Annotated in this window: 7 protein-coding genes; 5 read left to right on the top strand and 2 right to left on the bottom strand. The window is 74.8% G+C overall.

The annotated features are described in order from the left end of the window. The first annotated feature begins 8 nt into the window (after nt 1-8). From ACH4T9_RS23835 to ACH4T9_RS23815, 5 genes are read left to right on the top strand one after another with little or no spacing between them, the layout of a single operon-like run. The gene (locus ACH4T9_RS23835; RefSeq protein WP_396673530.1) at nt 9-5,510 is read left to right on the top strand and encodes an SDR family NAD(P)-dependent oxidoreductase; all 5,502 of its coding nucleotides are present in this window, start codon (nt 9-11) and stop codon (nt 5,508-5,510) included. Between the two features lie 28 nt (nt 5,511-5,538). Beyond that, the gene (locus ACH4T9_RS23830; RefSeq protein ID WP_396673528.1) at nt 5,539-6,492 is read left to right on the top strand and encodes a TauD/TfdA family dioxygenase; all 954 of its coding nucleotides are present in this window, start codon (nt 5,539-5,541) and stop codon (nt 6,490-6,492) included. Continuing rightward, nucleotides 6,492-6,680, top strand: coding sequence for an MbtH family protein (locus ACH4T9_RS23825; protein ID WP_396673526.1), 189 nt, complete (start codon nt 6,492-6,494; stop codon nt 6,678-6,680). The genes ACH4T9_RS23830 and ACH4T9_RS23825 overlap by 1 nt, the downstream gene beginning before the upstream one ends. Then, a complete protein-coding gene (locus ACH4T9_RS23820; protein ID WP_396673524.1) occupies nt 6,677-9,796 on the top strand; it encodes an amino acid adenylation domain-containing protein in 3,120 nt (1,039 codons plus the stop codon). Before ACH4T9_RS23825 ends, ACH4T9_RS23820 begins: the two co-directional genes overlap by 4 nt. Continuing rightward, nucleotides 9,793-15,294: an amino acid adenylation domain-containing protein gene (locus ACH4T9_RS23815; RefSeq protein WP_396673523.1), complete on the top strand. Its 5,502-nt coding sequence runs from the start codon at nt 9,793-9,795 to the stop codon at nt 15,292-15,294. The genes ACH4T9_RS23820 and ACH4T9_RS23815 overlap by 4 nt, the downstream gene beginning before the upstream one ends. Nucleotides 15,295-15,405: 111 nt before the next feature. Here the strand turns inward: ACH4T9_RS23815 and ACH4T9_RS23810 are convergent, their stop codons facing one another. Continuing rightward, nucleotides 15,406-16,665 carry a hypothetical protein gene (locus ACH4T9_RS23810; RefSeq protein ID WP_396673521.1) on the bottom strand — a complete coding sequence of 420 codons (1,260 nt, stop codon included), beginning with the start codon at nt 16,663-16,665 and terminating at the stop codon, nt 15,406-15,408. 30 nt (nt 16,666-16,695) lie between these two features. Beyond that, the gene (locus ACH4T9_RS23805; RefSeq protein ID WP_396673520.1) at nt 16,696-17,211 is read right to left on the bottom strand and encodes an NUDIX hydrolase; all 516 of its coding nucleotides are present in this window, start codon (nt 17,209-17,211) and stop codon (nt 16,696-16,698) included. Between the last annotated feature and the right edge of the window lie 81 nt (nt 17,212-17,292).

The following is a 17,292-nucleotide window of genomic DNA, read 5'->3' as shown; positions in this document are numbered from 1 at the left end:
ACGACCTGATGGACAACGCGATCGAAACTGACAATTCCGCCGACGACGGCATCGAGCCGATCGCGATCGTCGGGCTGGCCGCCCGGCTGCCCGGCGCCGCCGACGTGCACGAGTTCTGGCGCAACCTGGTCGACGGCGTCGAGTCGGTCACCGAGCTGACCCGGGAGGAGCAGCTGGCCCGGGGCGTCACCCCCGAGGAGCTCGACGACCCGGGCTGGGTCAACAAGGCCCCGCTGGTCGACGGCTACGACCGGTTCGACGCCGCCCTGTTCGGGATGACCGCCCGGGAGGCCGAGGTCACCGACCCGCAGCACCGGCTGTTCCTGGAGACCTGCTACACCGCCCTGCAGGACGCCGGCTACGACCCGGCCCGCTACGACGGCGCCGTCGGCGTGTACGCCGGCACCGGCGGCACCGCGTACCTCCACCGCAACGTGCTGCACAACAAGCGGGTCGGCGGCAACCCGCACAACGCCGTCTCCATCGCCACCAGCAACTCGCCCAACTACGTGGCGACCGGCGTGTCGTACCGGCTGGACCTGCGCGGGCCCAGCCTGACCGTGCACACCGCCTGCTCCACCTCCCTGGTCGCCTTCCACCTGGCCTGCGAGGCGCTGCGCAACGGCGAGTGCGACATGGCCCTCGCGGGCGGCGTCAACATCGAGCTGCCGCACGCCGGGTACCTCGGCATGGACGGCTTCACCTCCCCCGACGGGCGGTGCCGGCCGTTCGACGCGGAGGCGAACGGCACCATGTGGGGCAGCGGCGTCGGGGTGACCCTGCTCAAGCGCCTGTCCGACGCGATCGCCGACGGCGACCACATCCGCGCCGTGGTGCTCGGCAACGCCATCAACAACGACGGCGCCGGCAAGGTCGGCTTCACCGCCCCCAGCGTCGACGGGCAGATGGAGGCCGTCGCCCAGGCCGTCGGGATGGCCGGGATCGACCCGCGCACCATCAGCTACGTCGAGGCGCACGGCACCGGCACCGCGATGGGCGACCCGATCGAGGTCGCCGCCCTGTCGGCGGTGTACACGAAGGACACCGACGAGCGGGGCTGGTGCGGCATCGGCTCGGTGAAGTCCAACATCGGCCACCTCAGCCAGCCCTCCGGCATCGTCAGCGTGATCAAGACGGTGCTGGCCATGGAGCACGGGCTGATCCCGCCGACCATCAACTACGAGACCCCGAACCCGGCGATCGAGTTCGCCGACACCCCGTTCTACGTGGCGAACACCCTCACCAAGTGGGACGCCGACTCCGGGCCCCGCCGGGCCGGGGTCAGCTCCTTCGGCATCGGCGGCACCAACGCCCACGTGGTGCTCGAGGAGGCGCCGGAGGCGTACCGCACCGACCGGCGGGTGCGCCCCGCGCAGCTGCTGCACGTGTCGGCGAAGACCGCCACCGCGCTGGAGACCGCCGTGGACCGGCTCGCCGAGCACCTCGCCGGCAACCCCGACGGGGCCGCGCACCTGGCCGACGTCGCGCACACCCTGCGGGTGGGCCGCCAGCAGTACGCGCACCGGGTCGCCGTGGTCGCCACCGACCTGCCCGACGCCGTCGCCGCCCTGCGCACCAAGCGACGCCGGCAGGCCGGCGTCGCCGACGGTCCCGCGCCCCGGGTCGCCTTCCTCCTCTCCGGCCAGGGCAGCCAGTACGCCGGGATGGGCGCGCAGCTCTACGCCGAGGAGCCCGGCTACGCCGCCGTCGTCGACGAGTGCGCCGAGCTGCTCCGGGGCGAGCTGGGCCTGGACATCCGCGACCTGATCCTCGACCGGGACCCGGAGGCGGCCGAGAAACTGCTCCAGACCCGCTACACCCAGCCGGCCCTGTTCGTCGTCGAGTACGCCCTGGCCACGTACTGGCAGCGCGTCGGGGTCCGGCCGGCGGCGATGGCCGGGCACTCCATCGGCGAGTACGTCGCCGCGACCGTCGCCGGGGTGCTCGACCTGCCCGACGCGCTGCGGATCGTGGTCGCCCGGGGCCGGCTCATGCAGTCGCTGCCGGCCGGGTCGATGCTGGCCGTCCCGCTGGACGAGTCGGTGGTCGCCGGGCTGCTGCCCGAGGGTGTCTCGATCGCCACGGTCAACGGCCCCGGAACCTGCGTGGTGGCCGGGGAGACCGACGCGGTCGCCGCGTTCGCCGAGACCCTGAAGGCCACCCGTAAGGTCAAGAGCAAGGCGCTGCGCACCTCGCACGCCTTCCACTCGCCGATGATGGACCCGATCCTCGCCGAGTTCACCGCGCTGATGGCCGCCGTGCCGCTGCGCGCGCCGAAGGTCCCGTTCCTGTCGAACGTCTCCGGCACCTGGATCACCGACGCGCAGGCCACCGACCCGGCGTACTGGGCGGCGCACCTGCGCCAGCCGGTGCGCTTCGGCGACTGCGTGGCGACCCTGCTCGCCGAGGGCACCTGGGCGCTGGTCGAGTGCGGCCCCGGCCGGCAGCTCGCCAACCTGGCCCGGATGCAGGTCGCCAAGGGCTCGCCGGAGCAGCGGGCGCTCGTCCCGCTGGGCAGCCTGCCCGGCCCGGGGGAGCCGGCCGGCGACCTGGCCGCCCTGCTCACCACCGCCGGGGCGCTGTGGTGCGCCGGCGTGGGCGTGCGCGCCGGCTCCGACCCGGACGCCCGGCGGGTGCCGCTGCCGACGTACCCGTTCGAGCGGCGCCGCTACTGGGTCGACCCGGACCCGCAGGAGCAGGCCACCGCCGCGCCGGCCGAGACCGGCCCGCGGGCGCTGCCCGAGTGGTTCGCCGTGCCGGTGTGGCGTCAGGCCGCGCCCGCGCCGGCCACCGCCGCACCCGGCCGCTGCCTGGTGCTGACCGACGGCCCGCGCGGCGACGCGCTCGTCGCCGGCCTGCGCGCCGCGGGCGCCGAGATCGTCGAGGTACGCGCCGGCGACGCCTTCGCCGCCACCGACGGCGGCTGGGTGCTGCGCCCCGGCGTGCGCGAGGACCACGACGCGCTGGTCGCCGCCCTCGGCGACGCCCTGCCCGAGCGGCTGGTGCACGCCTTCGCCCTCGACGGTGAGCCCACCGGCACCGACATCGCCGCCGGTTGGGCCGCCCAGGACCGGGGCTTCTTCAGCGCCCTGCACCTGGCCCAGGCCCTCGCCGGGGCCGGCCGCACCGCCGAGGACGGCTCGCTGGCCCTGGACCTGGTGACCGCCGGCATCGGCGACGTGACCGGCGCGGACCTGACCCGGCCCGAGCACGCCACCCTCACCGGCCTGGTCCGGGTGCTCCCCGTCGAGCTGCCCGGGCTGACCGTCCGGCTGCTCGACGCCGACCCCGCCACCACCGGGGCGGACGCCCTGGTCGCCGAGCTGCGCCGCCCGGTCGACCCGGAACACACCGAGGTGGCGCTGCGCGGCACCCGCCGCTGGGTCACCGGCTACGAGCAGGTCACCGTCGACGCCGAGGGTGAGCCCGGGGCGCTGCGCGAGGGTGGCCGGTACGTGATCACCGGCGGCCTCGGCGGCATCGGCATCACCCTCGCCGAGGACTTCGCCCGGCGGGCCCGGGCGAAGCTGGTGCTGCTGGCCCGCTCCGGCCTGCCGCCGCGCGAGCAGTGGGACGACCACCTCGCCGTGCACGGTTCCGGCCAGTCCGACCGGGTGGGCCGGGCGATCGCCGCGATCCGCCGGATGGAGGAGGCCGGCGCGTCGGTGCTGGTGCTCGCCGCCGACGTCACCGACCCGGCCGACCTGCGCCGGGTCCGGGCCGCCGCCGAGGCCGAGTTCGGCGGGATCGACGGCGTCGTGCACGCCGCCGGCCTGCCCGGCGGCGGCATGGCCGAGATCAAGGAGCGGGCCGAGGCCGAGCGGGTGCTCGCCCCGAAGCTCGCCGGCACGCTCGCCCTTGCCCAGGTCTTCGGCGACCTGCCGCTGGACTTCGTGGTGCTGTGCTCCTCGATCACCGCCGTGATCGGCGGCTTCGGCCAGGTCGACTACTGCGCGGCGAACAACTTCCTCGACGCGCACGCCCGCGCGGGCACCGGCTGGTCCGTTCCGGTGGTGTCGCAGAACTGGGGCGGTTGGGCCGAGGTCGGCATGGCGGCGGAGAGCACCGCCCCGGCCGGGTTCCGGGCCCTGACCCGGGACACCGTCACCGCCGCCGTCGACCACCCGGTGCTCACCACGAAGGTGACCGGCCCGGAGGGCACGGTGCTGCACGGTCTGGTCTGCGCCGCCACCCACTGGCTGCTCGACGAGCACCGCATCGGCGGGGTGCCGGTGGTGCCGGGCACCGCCCACCTGGAGTCCGTCCGCGCCGCCGTGGCCGCCGCCGTCCCCGCCCCCGGCCCGGACGCGGCGGTGGAGCTGCGCGACGTGGTGTTCCTGGAGCCGTTCTCGGTGCCGGACGGCTCGGTCGCCCAGTACCGGGTGACGCTGACCGCAGCCGAGGACGAGTCGACGGAGTTCGTGGTGCAGAGCCTCGCCGCCGGGGTGCTGCGCACCCACGTGCGCGGCGCGGCCGGCTGGACCGCCGACCCCGCCCCGCAGGCGCGGGACCTCGCCGACGTGGTCGCCCGGTCCCGGCGGGTCGACGACGACTCGTCGTTCGGCCGGGGCCGCACCAGCATGCTGACCTTCGGGCCGCGCTGGCACTCGCTGGCCGAGCACCACCTCGCCGACGGCGAGGAGTTGGCCCTCGTCGAGGCGCCCGCCGAAGCGGTCGCCGACCTGGCCGCGTGGGGGCTGCACCCGGCCCTGCTGGACGTGGCCACCGCGTTCGGCCGGGGTCAGGGCTCAGGCACCTACCTGCCGCTGTCGTACGGGCGGATCGTGGTGCGCGGAACGCTGCCGCAGCGGTTCCACAGCCATCTGCGCCACCGCGACGGCGGAACCGACGAGGTGATCACCGCCGACCTGACCCTGACCGACGCGTCCGGCCGGGAGCTGGTCGCGATCAGCGACTTCGTGCTGCGTCGGGTGGACCAGTCGGCGGTCACCGGAGGGCTCACCGCCGACGCCGCCCCGGCCGGCACCGTCCCGGCCGCCGACGTTCCCGGCGAGGACATCCGGCCGGTCGACGGCGCGGAGGCGTTCCGGCGCAGCCTCACCGCCGGCCTCGGCGCCCAGGTGGTGATCACCACCCGGTCGGTGGCCGACATCCGGCGTCGCGCCGCCCGGGTCACCACCGAAAGCCTGGAGTCGGAGACCGACCCGACCGCGTCCACCGCCACGCTGGAGGCCGGCGGCTCGGCGGCGCCACGCACCGAACTGGAGGCCACCATCGCCCAGGTGTGGCGCGACGGGCTCGGGGTGCCGGTGGTGGGCGTGGACGACGACTTCTTCGCCCTCGGCGGCAACTCCCTCGTCGCGGTGCAGCTCATCGCGTCGATGCGCAAGGCGACCGGGGTACGGCTGCCGATGCGCAGCCTCTTCGAGACGCCCACCGTCGCCGGGTTGGCCGTCCGGATCGAGGAGTTGCGCGCCGAGGCGTCCGCCGTAGCCGAGCCGGCCACCCCGGCGGCGACCACGAGCATCCCGCGGCTGCCCCGCGCGTGAGCACCGAGGAACAAGGGAGTACAGAGCTATGAGCGACACGATCGCCACGCTGCCGGTGGTCGTCGAAAGCGACGGTCGGGCGCTGACCGACCTCATCGACGCCCGTCGGGCCGAGCTGCGGGCCGCCCTCGTCGAGCACGGCGGGCTGCTGTTCCGTGGCTTCGACGTCGGCGGCGTCGACGGCTTCGACGCGGTGGTGCGGGCGCTGGCCGGGGAGCCGCTGGTCTACACCGAGCGGTCCTCGCCCCGGCACTCCATCAAGGGCCGGGTCTACACCTCGACCGACTACCCGCCGGACGAGGAGATCTTCCTGCACAACGAGAACTCGTACCAGGCGCGCTGGCCGCTGACCCTGTTCTTCTGGTGCGTCACCCCGCCACAGACCCGGGGCGCGACCCCGCTCGCCGACGTGCGCCGGGTGTACGAGCTGATCGACCCGGCCGTACGGGAGGAGTTCGTCCGCCGCCGGTGGATGCTGGTGCGCAACTTCCACGCCGACTTCGGCACCCGCTGGCAGGACGTGTTCAACACCGACGACCGGGCCGAGGTCGAGGCGTACGCGGCGGCCAACCGGATCGCCCTGGAATGGGTCGGCGGGAACGGGCTGCGCACCCGCGCCGTGCGCGACGTGGTGCACCACCGGCCCGGCTCGGACACGCCGCGCTGGTTCAACCACGCCACGTTCTTCCACGTGAGCACCCTGCCGGAGGAGTACCAGGAGGGGCTGCTGGCGATGTTCGGCCCCGACGGGCTGCCGTCGAACACCTACTACGGCGACGGCGGCGAGATCCCCGGCGACGTGCTGGACCACCTGCGGGCCGCGTACCGGGCCGCCAGCGTCCGCTTCGACTACCAGCGCGACGACGTGCTGGTGGTGGACAACATGACCGCCGCGCACGCCCGGGAGCCGTTCACCGGCCCCCGCAGGATCGCCGTCGCGATGGCCGAGCCGCACACCCCCGAGAGCACTGGAGACAACTGATGGCCGAATCACGCTTCCTGGTCGTGCGCAACGACGAGGAGCAGTACTCGATCTGGTCGGCCGACCGTGAGCTCCCCGCGGGCTGGAACGGCACCGGCTTCGCCGGCACCCGCGAGGAGTGCCTGGCGCACATCGACACCGTGTGGACCGACATGCGCCCCCGTTCCGTCCGCGAGGGCACCTCATGACCGGGGAGTGGACCTTTCCCGCCTCCTTCGCGCAGGAGCGGGTGTGGATGGCCAACCAGCTCGACACCGGCTCGCCGGTCTACAACGTGTCCAACCTGTGGTCCTTCCCGGCCGAGCTGGACGCCGACGCGGCCGGCGACGTGTTCAACCAGGTCGTCGCCCGGCACGAGGCGCTGCGCACCCACCTGCGGATGGCGGACGGGGTCCTGGTGCAGGTGGTCCGCGCGCACGAGCCGGTCCGGATCGACGCCGAGGACCTGTCGGGCCTGCCGGAGGCCGAGCGGCTCGCCCGGTACGCGGCGATCAAGGAGGAACTGGCCCGCACCCCGATCCCGCTGGACGCCGCGCCGCTGTGGCGGGCCCGGCTGATCAAGGGCGACACGGCGTGGACGTTGCTGGCCGTGATGCACCACGCCGTCTACGACGCCCACTCGGCGGTGGTGTTGACCGGCGAGCTGGCCGCGTTCACCACCGCCGCGCTCACCGGCGCCCCCGCCGAGGTGCCCGAGCTGCCCATCCAGTACGCCGACTTCGCCGCCTGGCAGCGCGACCAGCTCACCGGCCCGGAACTGGACCGGCAGCTCGCCTTCTGGACCGGCCACCTGGCCGGGGCCCCGGCGGTTACCGGTCTGCCGCTGGACCGGCCCCGCCCGGCCCAGCTCGGCTTCGCCGGCGACGAGGTGCGCTTCGACCTGCCCGACGGGCTGCTCGACTCCGTCGGCCGGCTCGCCGCCGCCTCGGCCGCCACCCCGTACATGGTGCTGCTGACCGGGTTCGCCGCGCTGCTGTCCCGGATCTCCGGCGACGACACGGTGGTGGTCGGCGTGTCCACCGCCGGCCGGGACACCGACGAGGTGGCCCCGCTGGTCGGCATGTTCGTCAACCCGGTGGCGCTGCGCTGCGACCTGACAGGCGACCCCACCGTCGCCGAACTGCTCGGCCGCGTCCGGGGCGGCCTGATCGACGCGATGGAGCACGGGCAGACGCCGTTCCAGAAGATCGTCGAGGCCGTCGCCCCGCAGCGGGACCCGTCGGTGCAGCCGATCTTCCAGACCGCGCTGAACTTCATCCCCGACTCCGGCCTGGACCCGGTGCCGCTGGGCACCACCAAGGACGACCTGGCCTTCGACGTCACCGCCGGGGAGAGCCGGCTGGTCTACCGCACCGACCTGTTCGACCGGGCCACCGCCGAGTCGATCGTCACCCGGTACGTCCGGCTGCTCGCCGCCGCCGTCGCCGACCCCGGCCGGCGGGTCTCCGAGCTGCCGCTGCTCGACGACGCCGAGCGGCGGCTCGTCCTCTCCACCTGGAACGCCACCGCCCACCACCGGCCGGTGAGCACCGTGGTCGACGAGGTGCAGCGCCAGGCCGCGGCCACCCCGCAGGCCCTCGCGCTGGTCTGCGACGGCGCCGAGCTGACGTACGCCGAGCTGAACGCCGCCGCGAACCGGCTGGCCCGGCTGCTGGTCGCCCGAGGGGCCGGCCCGGAGACCCGGGTCGCGCTCGCGCTGCCCCGCTCGATGAACCTGCTGGTGGCCATCCTCGCGGTGCTCAAGTCCGGCGCGGCTTACGTGCCGGTGGACATCGGCTACCCGGCGGCCCGGATCCGGTACCTGCTGACCGACGCCGAGCCGGCGCTGGTGCTGGCCGACGCCGACACCGCCGCCAACGTGCCCGGCGACGCGCTGGTGCTCGACCCGCTCACCGCCGCCGACCTCGACGCGGCGGACCTGACCGACGCCGACCGGGCCGCCCCGCTGCGCCCGGACCACCCGGCCTACGTGCTGTACACGTCCGGCTCCACCGGCCGCCCCAAAGGCGTCGTGGTGGAGCACCGGTCGGTGACCGCGTACCTGGCCTGGGCCCGGCACACCTACCCGGGCCTGGCCGGCACGGCCCTGCTGCACTCGCCGGTGTCGTTCGACCTCACCGTCACCGGGCTGCTCGGGCCGCTCACCGCAGGCGGCACGGTCCGGCTCGCGGCGATCGACGAGCCGGCCGCCCGTGCCGGCGGCCGGCCGACCTTCCTCAAGGTGACCCCGAGCCACCTGCCGCTGCTCGACGAGGCGCTGTCGCCGACGGCCGATCTGGTCATCGGCGGCGAGGCGCTGACCGGCGAGCAGCTCGCCGACTGGCGGGCCGCCCACCCCGAGGTGGCGGTGATCAACGAGTACGGCCCGACCGAGGCCACCGTCGGCTGCGTCGCCGCCCGGATCGCGCCGGGGGCGGAGCTGCCCGCCGGGGCGGTGCCGATCGGCACCCCCACCTGGAACACCCGGGCGCTGCTGCTGGACGCGGCGCTGAACCCGGTGCCGCCGGGCGTGGCCGGCGAGCTGTACGTCGCCGGCGACCAGCTCGCCCGCGGCTACCTGCGCCGCCCCGGCCTCACCGCCGAGCGCTTCCTGCCCTGCCCGTACGGGCAGGCCGGGCAGCGGATGTACCGCACCGGCGACCTGGCCCGGTGGCGGGCCGACGGGACGCTGGAGTACCTGGGCCGCCGCGACGAGCAGGTGAAGGTGCGCGGCATGCGCATCGAGCTGGGCGAGATCGAGTCGGCCCTGCTGGCCCGGCCCGGCGTCCGGGAGGCGGCGGTGGCCGTGCGCACCGACACCGGCGAGCCGACCCTGGTCGGTTACCTGGTCGGCGACGCCGACGGGGCCGCGCTGGCCGCCGACCTGGCCCGGGAGCTGCCGGCGCACCTGGTGCCGGCCGCGTTCGTCCGGCTCGACGCGCTGCCGCTGACCCCGAACGGCAAGCTGGACCGGGCCGCGCTGCCCGCCCCGGCCACCGGGACGGTCGACGACGCGTACGTCGCCCCGCGCACCGACGCCGAGGCCCTGGTGGCCGAGGTGTACGCCGACATCCTCGGCGTGGAGAAGGTCGGCGCGACCGACGACTTCTTCGCCCTCGGCGGCAACTCGCTGCGCGGCATGCGGGCGATGGCCCGGATCCGGGCCGAGGTGGACGTCGACCTGCCGATGCGGGCGCTGTTCGGCAGCCCGGTGGTGGCCGACCTGGCCGCCCAGCTCGAGAGCCTGATCGCCGCGGAACTCGACGAGCTCTCCGACACCGAGGTCGCCGCGTTGCTGGCGACGGAAGAGGGACGTACCACATGACCGACCTGAAGGATCCGGCCCGGGAGGCGGCCCGGCAGGCGCTGATCGCCAAGCGGCTACGCCGCCGTCAGGCCACCCCGGCCGCCCGGATCACCCCCCGGCCCGAGAACGCCGAGGTGCCGCTGTCGTACGCCCAGGAGCGGGTCTGGTTCATGGACCAGCTCGCCCCGGGCGAGGCCGCGTACCACATCGCGGTGCCGCTGCGGGTGCGTGGCCCGCTCGACCTCGCGGCCCTGCGCGGCGCGCTGGCCGGGCTGACCGCGCGGCACGAGTCGCTGCGCACCCGGTTCCCGGCCGACGCCGACGGCCGCCCCACCGTGGTCGTCGAGGACACCGTCGAGGTGCCGCTGACGGTGACGGGGGCGGCCGACGAGGCGGCGGCGCAGGCGCTGGTCGACGCCGCCTCGACGGAGCCGTTCGACCTGGCCGCCGGGCCGCTGCTGCGCGCCCTGCTGATCCGGCTGAACGACGACGACCACGTCCTGTTCCTCGGCAAGCACCACATCGTCGGCGACGGCTGGTCGGTGGACGTGCTGCTGCGCGACCTGATCACCCTCTACCACGGCGGCGAGCCGCCGGCCCTGCCCGTGCAGTACGGCGACTTCGCCGCCTGGGAGGCCCGCGAGCTGGACGGCCCGGCGGCCCAGGGCCACCTGGACTGGTGGAAGTCCCGACTGGCCGGGATCACCCCGCTGGAGCTGCCGCTGGACGCGCCCCGCCCGGCGACCCAGACCTACCGGGGCGACTTCGTCGAGTTCCAGCTCGACCCGGCGGACACCGAGCGGCTCAACGCGCTCACCCGGGCCGGCGGCGGCACGCTGTTCATGACGCTGCTCGCCGCGTACCAGGTGCTGTTGGCCCGGCACGCCGGCCAGGACGACTTCGCCGTCGGCGCGTCCGTGGCCGGCCGGTCCGCCCCCGAGCTGGAGAACGTCGTCGGCATGTTCATCAACATGCTGCCGCTGCGGGCCGAGCTGGCCGGCGACCCGACGTTCACCGAGCTGCTGGAGCGCACCCGGCGCAGCGTGCTGGACGGCTTCGAGCACGCCGAGGTGCCGTTCGCGAAGGTCGTCCACGAGCTGGGGCTGCCCCGCGACGTGAGCCGGTCCCCGGTGTTCCAGGCCATGTTCGTGCTCCAGAACTACGAGATGGGCCGGTTCACCGGGGTCTCCGACGCCGCCACCGTGCGCTTCCAGTGGACCCCGATGGAGCTGCGGGCCACCCGGTTCGACTTCGAGCTGCACGCCGTGGAGACCACCGAGGGCCTCTGGGGGAAGCTGGTCTTCAACACCGACCTGTTCACCCGGGAGACCGTCGAGCGGATCGCGCGGCGCTGGACCACCCTGCTGCGGGCGGTCGTCGCCGCCCCGGACACCCCGGTCTCCGCGCTGGAGCTGACCGCCCCCGCCGAGCGGGAGCTGCTGGCCGGCTGGAACGACACCACGGCCGACTTCCCGCAGGCGCAGACCCTGCACGGCCCGTTCGAGCAGCGGGCCGCGGCCACCCCGGACGCGGTGGCGCTGACCTTCGAGGACCGCTCGGTGACGTACGCCGAGCTGAACGCCGCCGCGAACCGGGTGGCACACCGGCTGCGCGCCGCCGGCGTCGGCCCGGAGACCCTCGTCGGAGTGTGCGCGGAACGCTCGGTGGAGCTGGTCGCCGGGCTGCTCGGCGTGCTCAAGGCCGGCGGCGCCTACCTGCCGCTGGACCCGGAGTACCCGGCCGACCGGCTGTCCTTCATGGTCACCGACGCCGCCGCCGGTGTCGTGCTGGTGCAGGAGCACCTGCGTGACGTGCTGCCCGACACCGGCGCGACCGTGCTGGTCCTGGACGACGAGGCGGTGTGGGCCGACCAGCCCACCGTCGACCCCGCGCCGACCGCCGGACCGGGCAACCTGGCGTACGTCATCTACACCTCCGGCTCCACCGGCCGGCCCAAGGGGGTGCCGAACACCCACCGGGGCATCGTCAACCGGCTGGACTGGATGCAGCGGACGTACCGGCTCGGCGCCGACGACGCGGTGCTGCAGAAGACCCCGGCCAGCTTCGACGTGTCGGTGTGGGAGTTCTTCTGGCCGCTGCGCGAGGGGGCCCGGCTGGTGCTGGCCAGGCCCGGCGGGCACAAGGACGCCGCGTACCTGCGCGACCTGCTGGTCTCCGAGCGGATCACCACCGCCCACTTCGTCCCGTCGATGCTGACCGTGTTCCTCGGCGAGGACGGGGTCGAGGCGGCGACCGGCCTGCGCCGGGTGATCTGTTCCGGCGAGGAGCTGCCGCTGGTCTCGGCGGTGGAGCTCACCGCCCGGCTGCCCTGGTGCGAGCTGCACAACCTGTACGGCCCCACCGAGGCGGCCATCGACGTCAGCGCCTGGCACTGCGACCCGGCCAGGCTGGCCGGGCTGACCAGCGTCCCGATCGGCGGCCCGATCGCCAACCTGCGGCTGCACGTGCTGGACCCGGCCGGCAACGAGTGCCCGGTCGGCGTCGCGGGCGAGCTGCACATCGGCGGCGTCGGGCTGGCCCGGGGCTACCACCGCCGGCCGGCGCTGACCGCCGAGCGGTTCGTGCCCGACCCGTTCTCCGGCGAGCCGGGCGCCCGGCTGTACCGCACCGGCGACCTGGCCCGCTGGGTGGCCTCGCCGGACGGCTCGGGGGTCGTCGAGTTCCTCGGCCGCATCGACCACCAGGTGAAGCTGCGGGGCCTGCGCATCGAGCTGGGTGAGATCGAGAGCGCCCTGCGCGAGCAGCCCCAGGTGACCGAGGCCGCGGTGATCGTCCGCGAGGACACCCCGGGCGACAAGCGGCTCACCGGGTACGTGGTCGGCGACGCCGAGCACGCCGCGCTGAAGGCGGCGCTGAAGGAGACCCTGCCCGAGTACATGGTGCCGACCGCGTTCGTCACCCTCGACGCGCTGCCGCTGAGCCCCAACGGCAAGCTCGACCGCCGGGCGCTGCCCGCCCCCGTGGTGACCCGCGAGGCGTCCGTGGCGCTGGTCGAACCGCGCGACGACACCGAACGGCTGCTGGCCGGGATCTGGTCGGAGGTGCTGGGCGTCGACACGCTCGGCATCGACGACGACTTCTTCGACCTGGGCGGGCACTCGATGCTCGCCACCCAGGTGGTGGCGAAGATCCGCAAGGCCGAGCACGGTGGCCGGGCGGTCGGCGTGATGGACCTGTTCCAGCAGCGGACCATCCGGGAACTGGCCGCGTTCATGACCGGCGACGCCGCCGACGACGGCCCGCGCCGGCTGCTCTACGAGCTGACCAAGCCGATCCCGGTCGGCAAACGGGTCCGCACGTACGTCTGCGTCCCCTACGGCGGCGGCAGCGCCATCGTCTACCAGCCCCTCGCGGACGCCCTGCCCGCCGGCAACGCCCTGTACTCGCTGGCCATCCCCGGCCACGACGTCGGGCTCAGCGAGGACGGCCTGCCGTTCGAGGAGCTGACCCGGCGGGTCGCCGACGAGATCGTCGAGCGGATCGAGGGCCCGATCGTGCTGTACGGCCACTGCGGCGTCGGCAGCGCGATCGTCGCCGAGGTGGCCCGCAAGGTCGAGGCGGCCGGCCGGGAGCTGGAGGCGCTCTACATCGGCGCGATGTTCCCGTTCGCCCGGCCGAAGGGCCTCTTCGCCGCCGCCCGCAACCGCCTGGAGCGGCTGCGCAGCAACAAGCACTACGCGAGCTGGCTCAAGTCGATGGGGGTGGACACCGACGAGCTGGACCCGGAGCAGGCCGACCGGATCATCAGCAACATGCGGGCCGACTCCCGCGCCTCGGAGGAGTACTTCACCGGCCTGCTGGACGCCGGGACGGCGAAGCTGCACGCCCCGATCGTCTCGGTGGTCGGCTCCGAGGACCCGGTGACCGACTACTACACCGAGCGGTACGCCGAGTGGGGGTTCCTCTCCGACACCCTCGGGCTGGTCGTCCTCGACCAGGCGGGGCACTTCTTCCTCAAGTACCGGGCCGACGAGCTGGCCGAGATCGTCACGGCGGCGCACCCGGCGGTGCTCGCCGGCGACACCACCGCCCTGGAGGCCCCGGCCCGGGGCGAGGACGCCGGCTGGGTGGTCGCCGACCACCAGCGCATCGGCGCGGCCCCGGGCTCGGAGAAGGCGGTGGTGAAGCCGAGCATGGGCCGGTTCGTGGCGGTCACCGCCGGCCAGTTCGTCTCCACCACCGGCTCGGCGCTGACCGCGTTCGCCGTGCCGATCTGGCTGTTCACCCGCACCGGCTCGGTGGCCAACCTGGGCATGCTCTGGGCCCTCGCGCTGGTCTGCGGCGTGCTGATGCTGCCGATCGCGGGCGCGGTCGTCGACCGGGTCAGCCGCCGGAAGATCATGATGATCGCCAGCTCCAGCGCCGGGACGATCCAGCTCGTGCTGGCCGCCCTGCTCTGGACGGACAACCTGCGGCTGTGGATGATCTACATCCTGGTGGCGCTCAGCCAGGTCGCCGGGTCGTTCCAGCGCATCGCGTTCTCCTCGGCGGTGCCGCAGCTCGTGCCGAAGCGGTACCTCGGCCACGCGATGGGCGTCACCCAGCTCACCAACGGCTCCGCCATGCTGCTGATGCCGGTCTTCGCGGCCGGCCTGCTGGCCGCCATCGGGCTCAAGGGCATCCTGCTCATCGACGTGGCCAGCTACGTGGTGGCGGTGCTGACCCTGGCCGTGGTCCGCTTCCCGGACCTGCTCGGCTTCCGGCCCCGGGAGCGGCTGCTGACGGCGATCGCCAACGGGATGCGCTACTCGTGGCAGCACCGGGGCTTCCGGCTGATGCTGGGCTACTTCGCGATCGGCAACATCTTCCTGGCCCCGGCCCTGGTGCTGACCACCCCGATGGTGCTCTCCTTCGCCACCGCCACGGAGGTGGCGCAGGTGGCCCTGGCCGAGGCGCTCGGCGCGGTGGCGGGCGGCGTGCTGATGTCGCTGTGGGGCGGCCCCCGCAGCCGGCGGATGATCGGCGTGCTGATCGGCAACCTCGGCACCGCCGTGGGGTGCATCGTGATCGGCCTCGACGCCTCGGTGACGGTGATCTGCGTCGGGGTGTTCTGGCTGGGCCTGTCGATGACCACCGCCCAGTCGATCTACGCCACCATCGTCCAGGTGAAGGTCCCCCAGCGCTACCACGGCCGGGTGTTCAGCCTGAACCAGACCATCTCCTGGTCCACGCTGCCGATCGGCTTCGCGCTGATCGCCCCGGCCGCCACCGCCCTGTTCGAGCCCATGCTCGCCCCGGGCGGCGCGCTGGCCGGCTCGGTGGGCGCGGTGATCGGCACCGGTCCGGGCCGCGGCATGGGCTTCGCGTACGTCTGCTTCGGCGCGGCGCTGGTGCTGGTCACCCTGGGCGGCTTCGCGATCCGGCTGCTGCGGCGCTTCGACATGGAGGTGCCGGACTCGCTGCCGGACGACCTGATCGGCGCCCAGGAACGCGAGCGGCGGCTGGCCGCCCGGGCCGCCGAGCGGCAGGAGGAGAAGGTGCCGGTCGCGGCGTGACGACGCCGGCGGCGTCGTGAGCGAGGGTCGGGGGTCTCCGGTGCGCTGCGGAGGCCCCCGACCCTGTCCCGGGCCGGATCCGCGTGCCCGGCCTCGCGTCGTTGCGGGCCCCTACGCCACGGGCGAGTCGGCGAACTCGGCCTCGGGAACGTCGTCGGGCTCGGCGACCCAGCCGGAGAAGACCGGCACCTCGTGCCACGGGCCCACCCCGCCGCCCCGTCGGTCGGTGGCGACGGCCACCACCGCGTACGGGTGGCCGAAGCGCAGCTCGGCGGTGCGGGCGATCCCCTCCGGGGGCAGGCCCACCGTCCCGAACACTCCGGTCACGGCCGCGGCCTCGAACCCGTACCGGCTGTACCGGGCGACGACGGCCTGCCGTGCCTCGACCTCGGTGCCCCCGATCAGCGGGGCGAGGACCCGGGCGAGGGCGGAGAACCCGAGCCCCGGCCCGGTCAGGTCGTGCTCGGCGCGGGCCGACCAGCAGGGCAGCGCCGCCGTGTGCCGCTCCACCCGGCGGTCGCGGGCGTGGGTGCGGACTTTCTCCTCGCGCAGCGTCCACAGCGGCGTCGCGCCCAGCGGCAGGTCGAACAGCGACCGCCGGCCGGCGGGCTCGTCGGCGTCGGCGTCGGCCGCGATCCGGTACGCGGCGGCGAGCACGTCGGCGGGTGCGACCTCGGGGGCGGCGGCCACCGACACGACCAGCAGTCCGGCCCCGTCCCCGGCTCCGGCGGCCCCGTTCCCGTTCCCCGGTTCGGCCGCCGCCGTGTGCACGGCGACGTCGCCGGCCTCCGGCGTCGCGGCGATCCAGGCCTTGTGCCCGTACGCCGGGGTGTGCAGCACCCGGGTCAGCCGCCCGGCCCAGGGGCTGTCCGGCCCCAGCGCCGAGGCCGGGGCGAGGCCGAACGGGTCGGCCCAGGAGATCCGGGTGGCCACGGCCGAGGCAAGCGCGAGCACGACGCGGGGCGAGAGGGTCAGCGGGAACCTGTCGAGCAGACCAGCGCTGTGTCTGCGCGCCCAGGCGTCCAGGCCGGCCTGGACCGGCAGCGGGCCGGTCTCCGTGGCGCGGGGGAGGGTGGCCCGCCAGGCGGCCAGCGCGTCGGTGTCCGCGTCCGGCCGGTGCCAGACGGCGGTGGCGGCCGGTGCCAGCGGGTGCGGGGCGTCGAGCAGCGCGGCGGCGGTCCGCGCCGCCGCCTCCGGGTCGGTGCCCAGCGCGTCGGCGAGGTCGCCGGCGTCCCGGTCGGGGACGGCCGACCCGCACAGCGCGAGCAGCAGCCAGGCACCCAGCGGGGACGCGACGTGGTGTCGGTCGCCGACCGAGCCGTGCAGCCGGGCGGCGTAGCGGGCCAGCGGGCCGTGCAGGTTCGTCGTCATGCCTTCACTCTGCCCCGCCCGGGCCGGTCCTCACGAAAACAGCTCGAACGGCTCGTCGATCTCCTCCCCGGCCAGGAAGGCGGTGAGCAGCCCGGGCAGCCGGCCCGGATAGAACCGCTCCCGGCTGCCGACGACGTCGGCGACCGGCCACCAGCGGAACCCGAAGTAGTCCTCCCGCTCGTAGTCCAGCCGGTCGGTCTCGTCGACCTCCGGGCCGGGGCCGTCCAGCCGTACCGCCACGACGACCTCGTCCTGTATGTGGCGCAGCCGGCGGTGGATGAAGCTGGCCCGCCGCCGCCAGCGCGGCGGACCGACCCGCTCCGGGGCCACCCGGATGCCGGTCTCCTCGCGCAGCTCCCGCACGGCCGTGTCGAGGTACGTCTCGCCGGGGTCGACGCCGCCGCCGGGTAGCTCCCACCAGGTGCCGAGCCGGGGGTGGTCCGGGTCGCGGGTGTGGAACAGCAGCAACCGCCGGTCGGCGTCGAGCACCACCAGCCGCACCGCGCGCCGCTCGACGACCGGCAGGTCGTCGGGGATACCCGTCACCGTGGCTCCTCCCGTTCGCCGCCTCAGGTGGCCCGGTCGCACCCATGGTGCCCGACGGTGGCGGCGGCCCGCACGTCAGCC

The organism is Micromonospora sp. NPDC020750 (assembly GCF_044334565.1).
Taxonomy (GTDB): domain Bacteria; phylum Actinomycetota; class Actinomycetes; order Mycobacteriales; family Micromonosporaceae; genus Micromonospora.
The sequence above is the reverse complement of the archived record's forward strand: the minus strand, read 5'-3'. Positions and strand labels throughout refer to the sequence as shown.

Coding starts and splice junctions, on each gene's coding strand:
- ACH4T9_RS23835 (WP_396673530.1), top strand. CDS start 9: ATGGACAACGCGATCGAAACTGACAATTCCGCCGACGACGGCATCGAG.
- ACH4T9_RS23830 (WP_396673528.1), top strand. CDS start 5,539: ATGAGCGACACGATCGCCACGCTGCCGGTGGTCGTCGAAAGCGACGGT.
- ACH4T9_RS23825 (WP_396673526.1), top strand. CDS start 6,492: ATGGCCGAATCACGCTTCCTGGTCGTGCGCAACGACGAGGAGCAGTAC.
- ACH4T9_RS23820 (WP_396673524.1), top strand. CDS start 6,677: ATGACCGGGGAGTGGACCTTTCCCGCCTCCTTCGCGCAGGAGCGGGTG.
- ACH4T9_RS23815 (WP_396673523.1), top strand. CDS start 9,793: ATGACCGACCTGAAGGATCCGGCCCGGGAGGCGGCCCGGCAGGCGCTG.
- ACH4T9_RS23810 (WP_396673521.1), bottom strand. CDS start 16,665: ATGACGACGAACCTGCACGGCCCGCTGGCCCGCTACGCCGCCCGGCTG.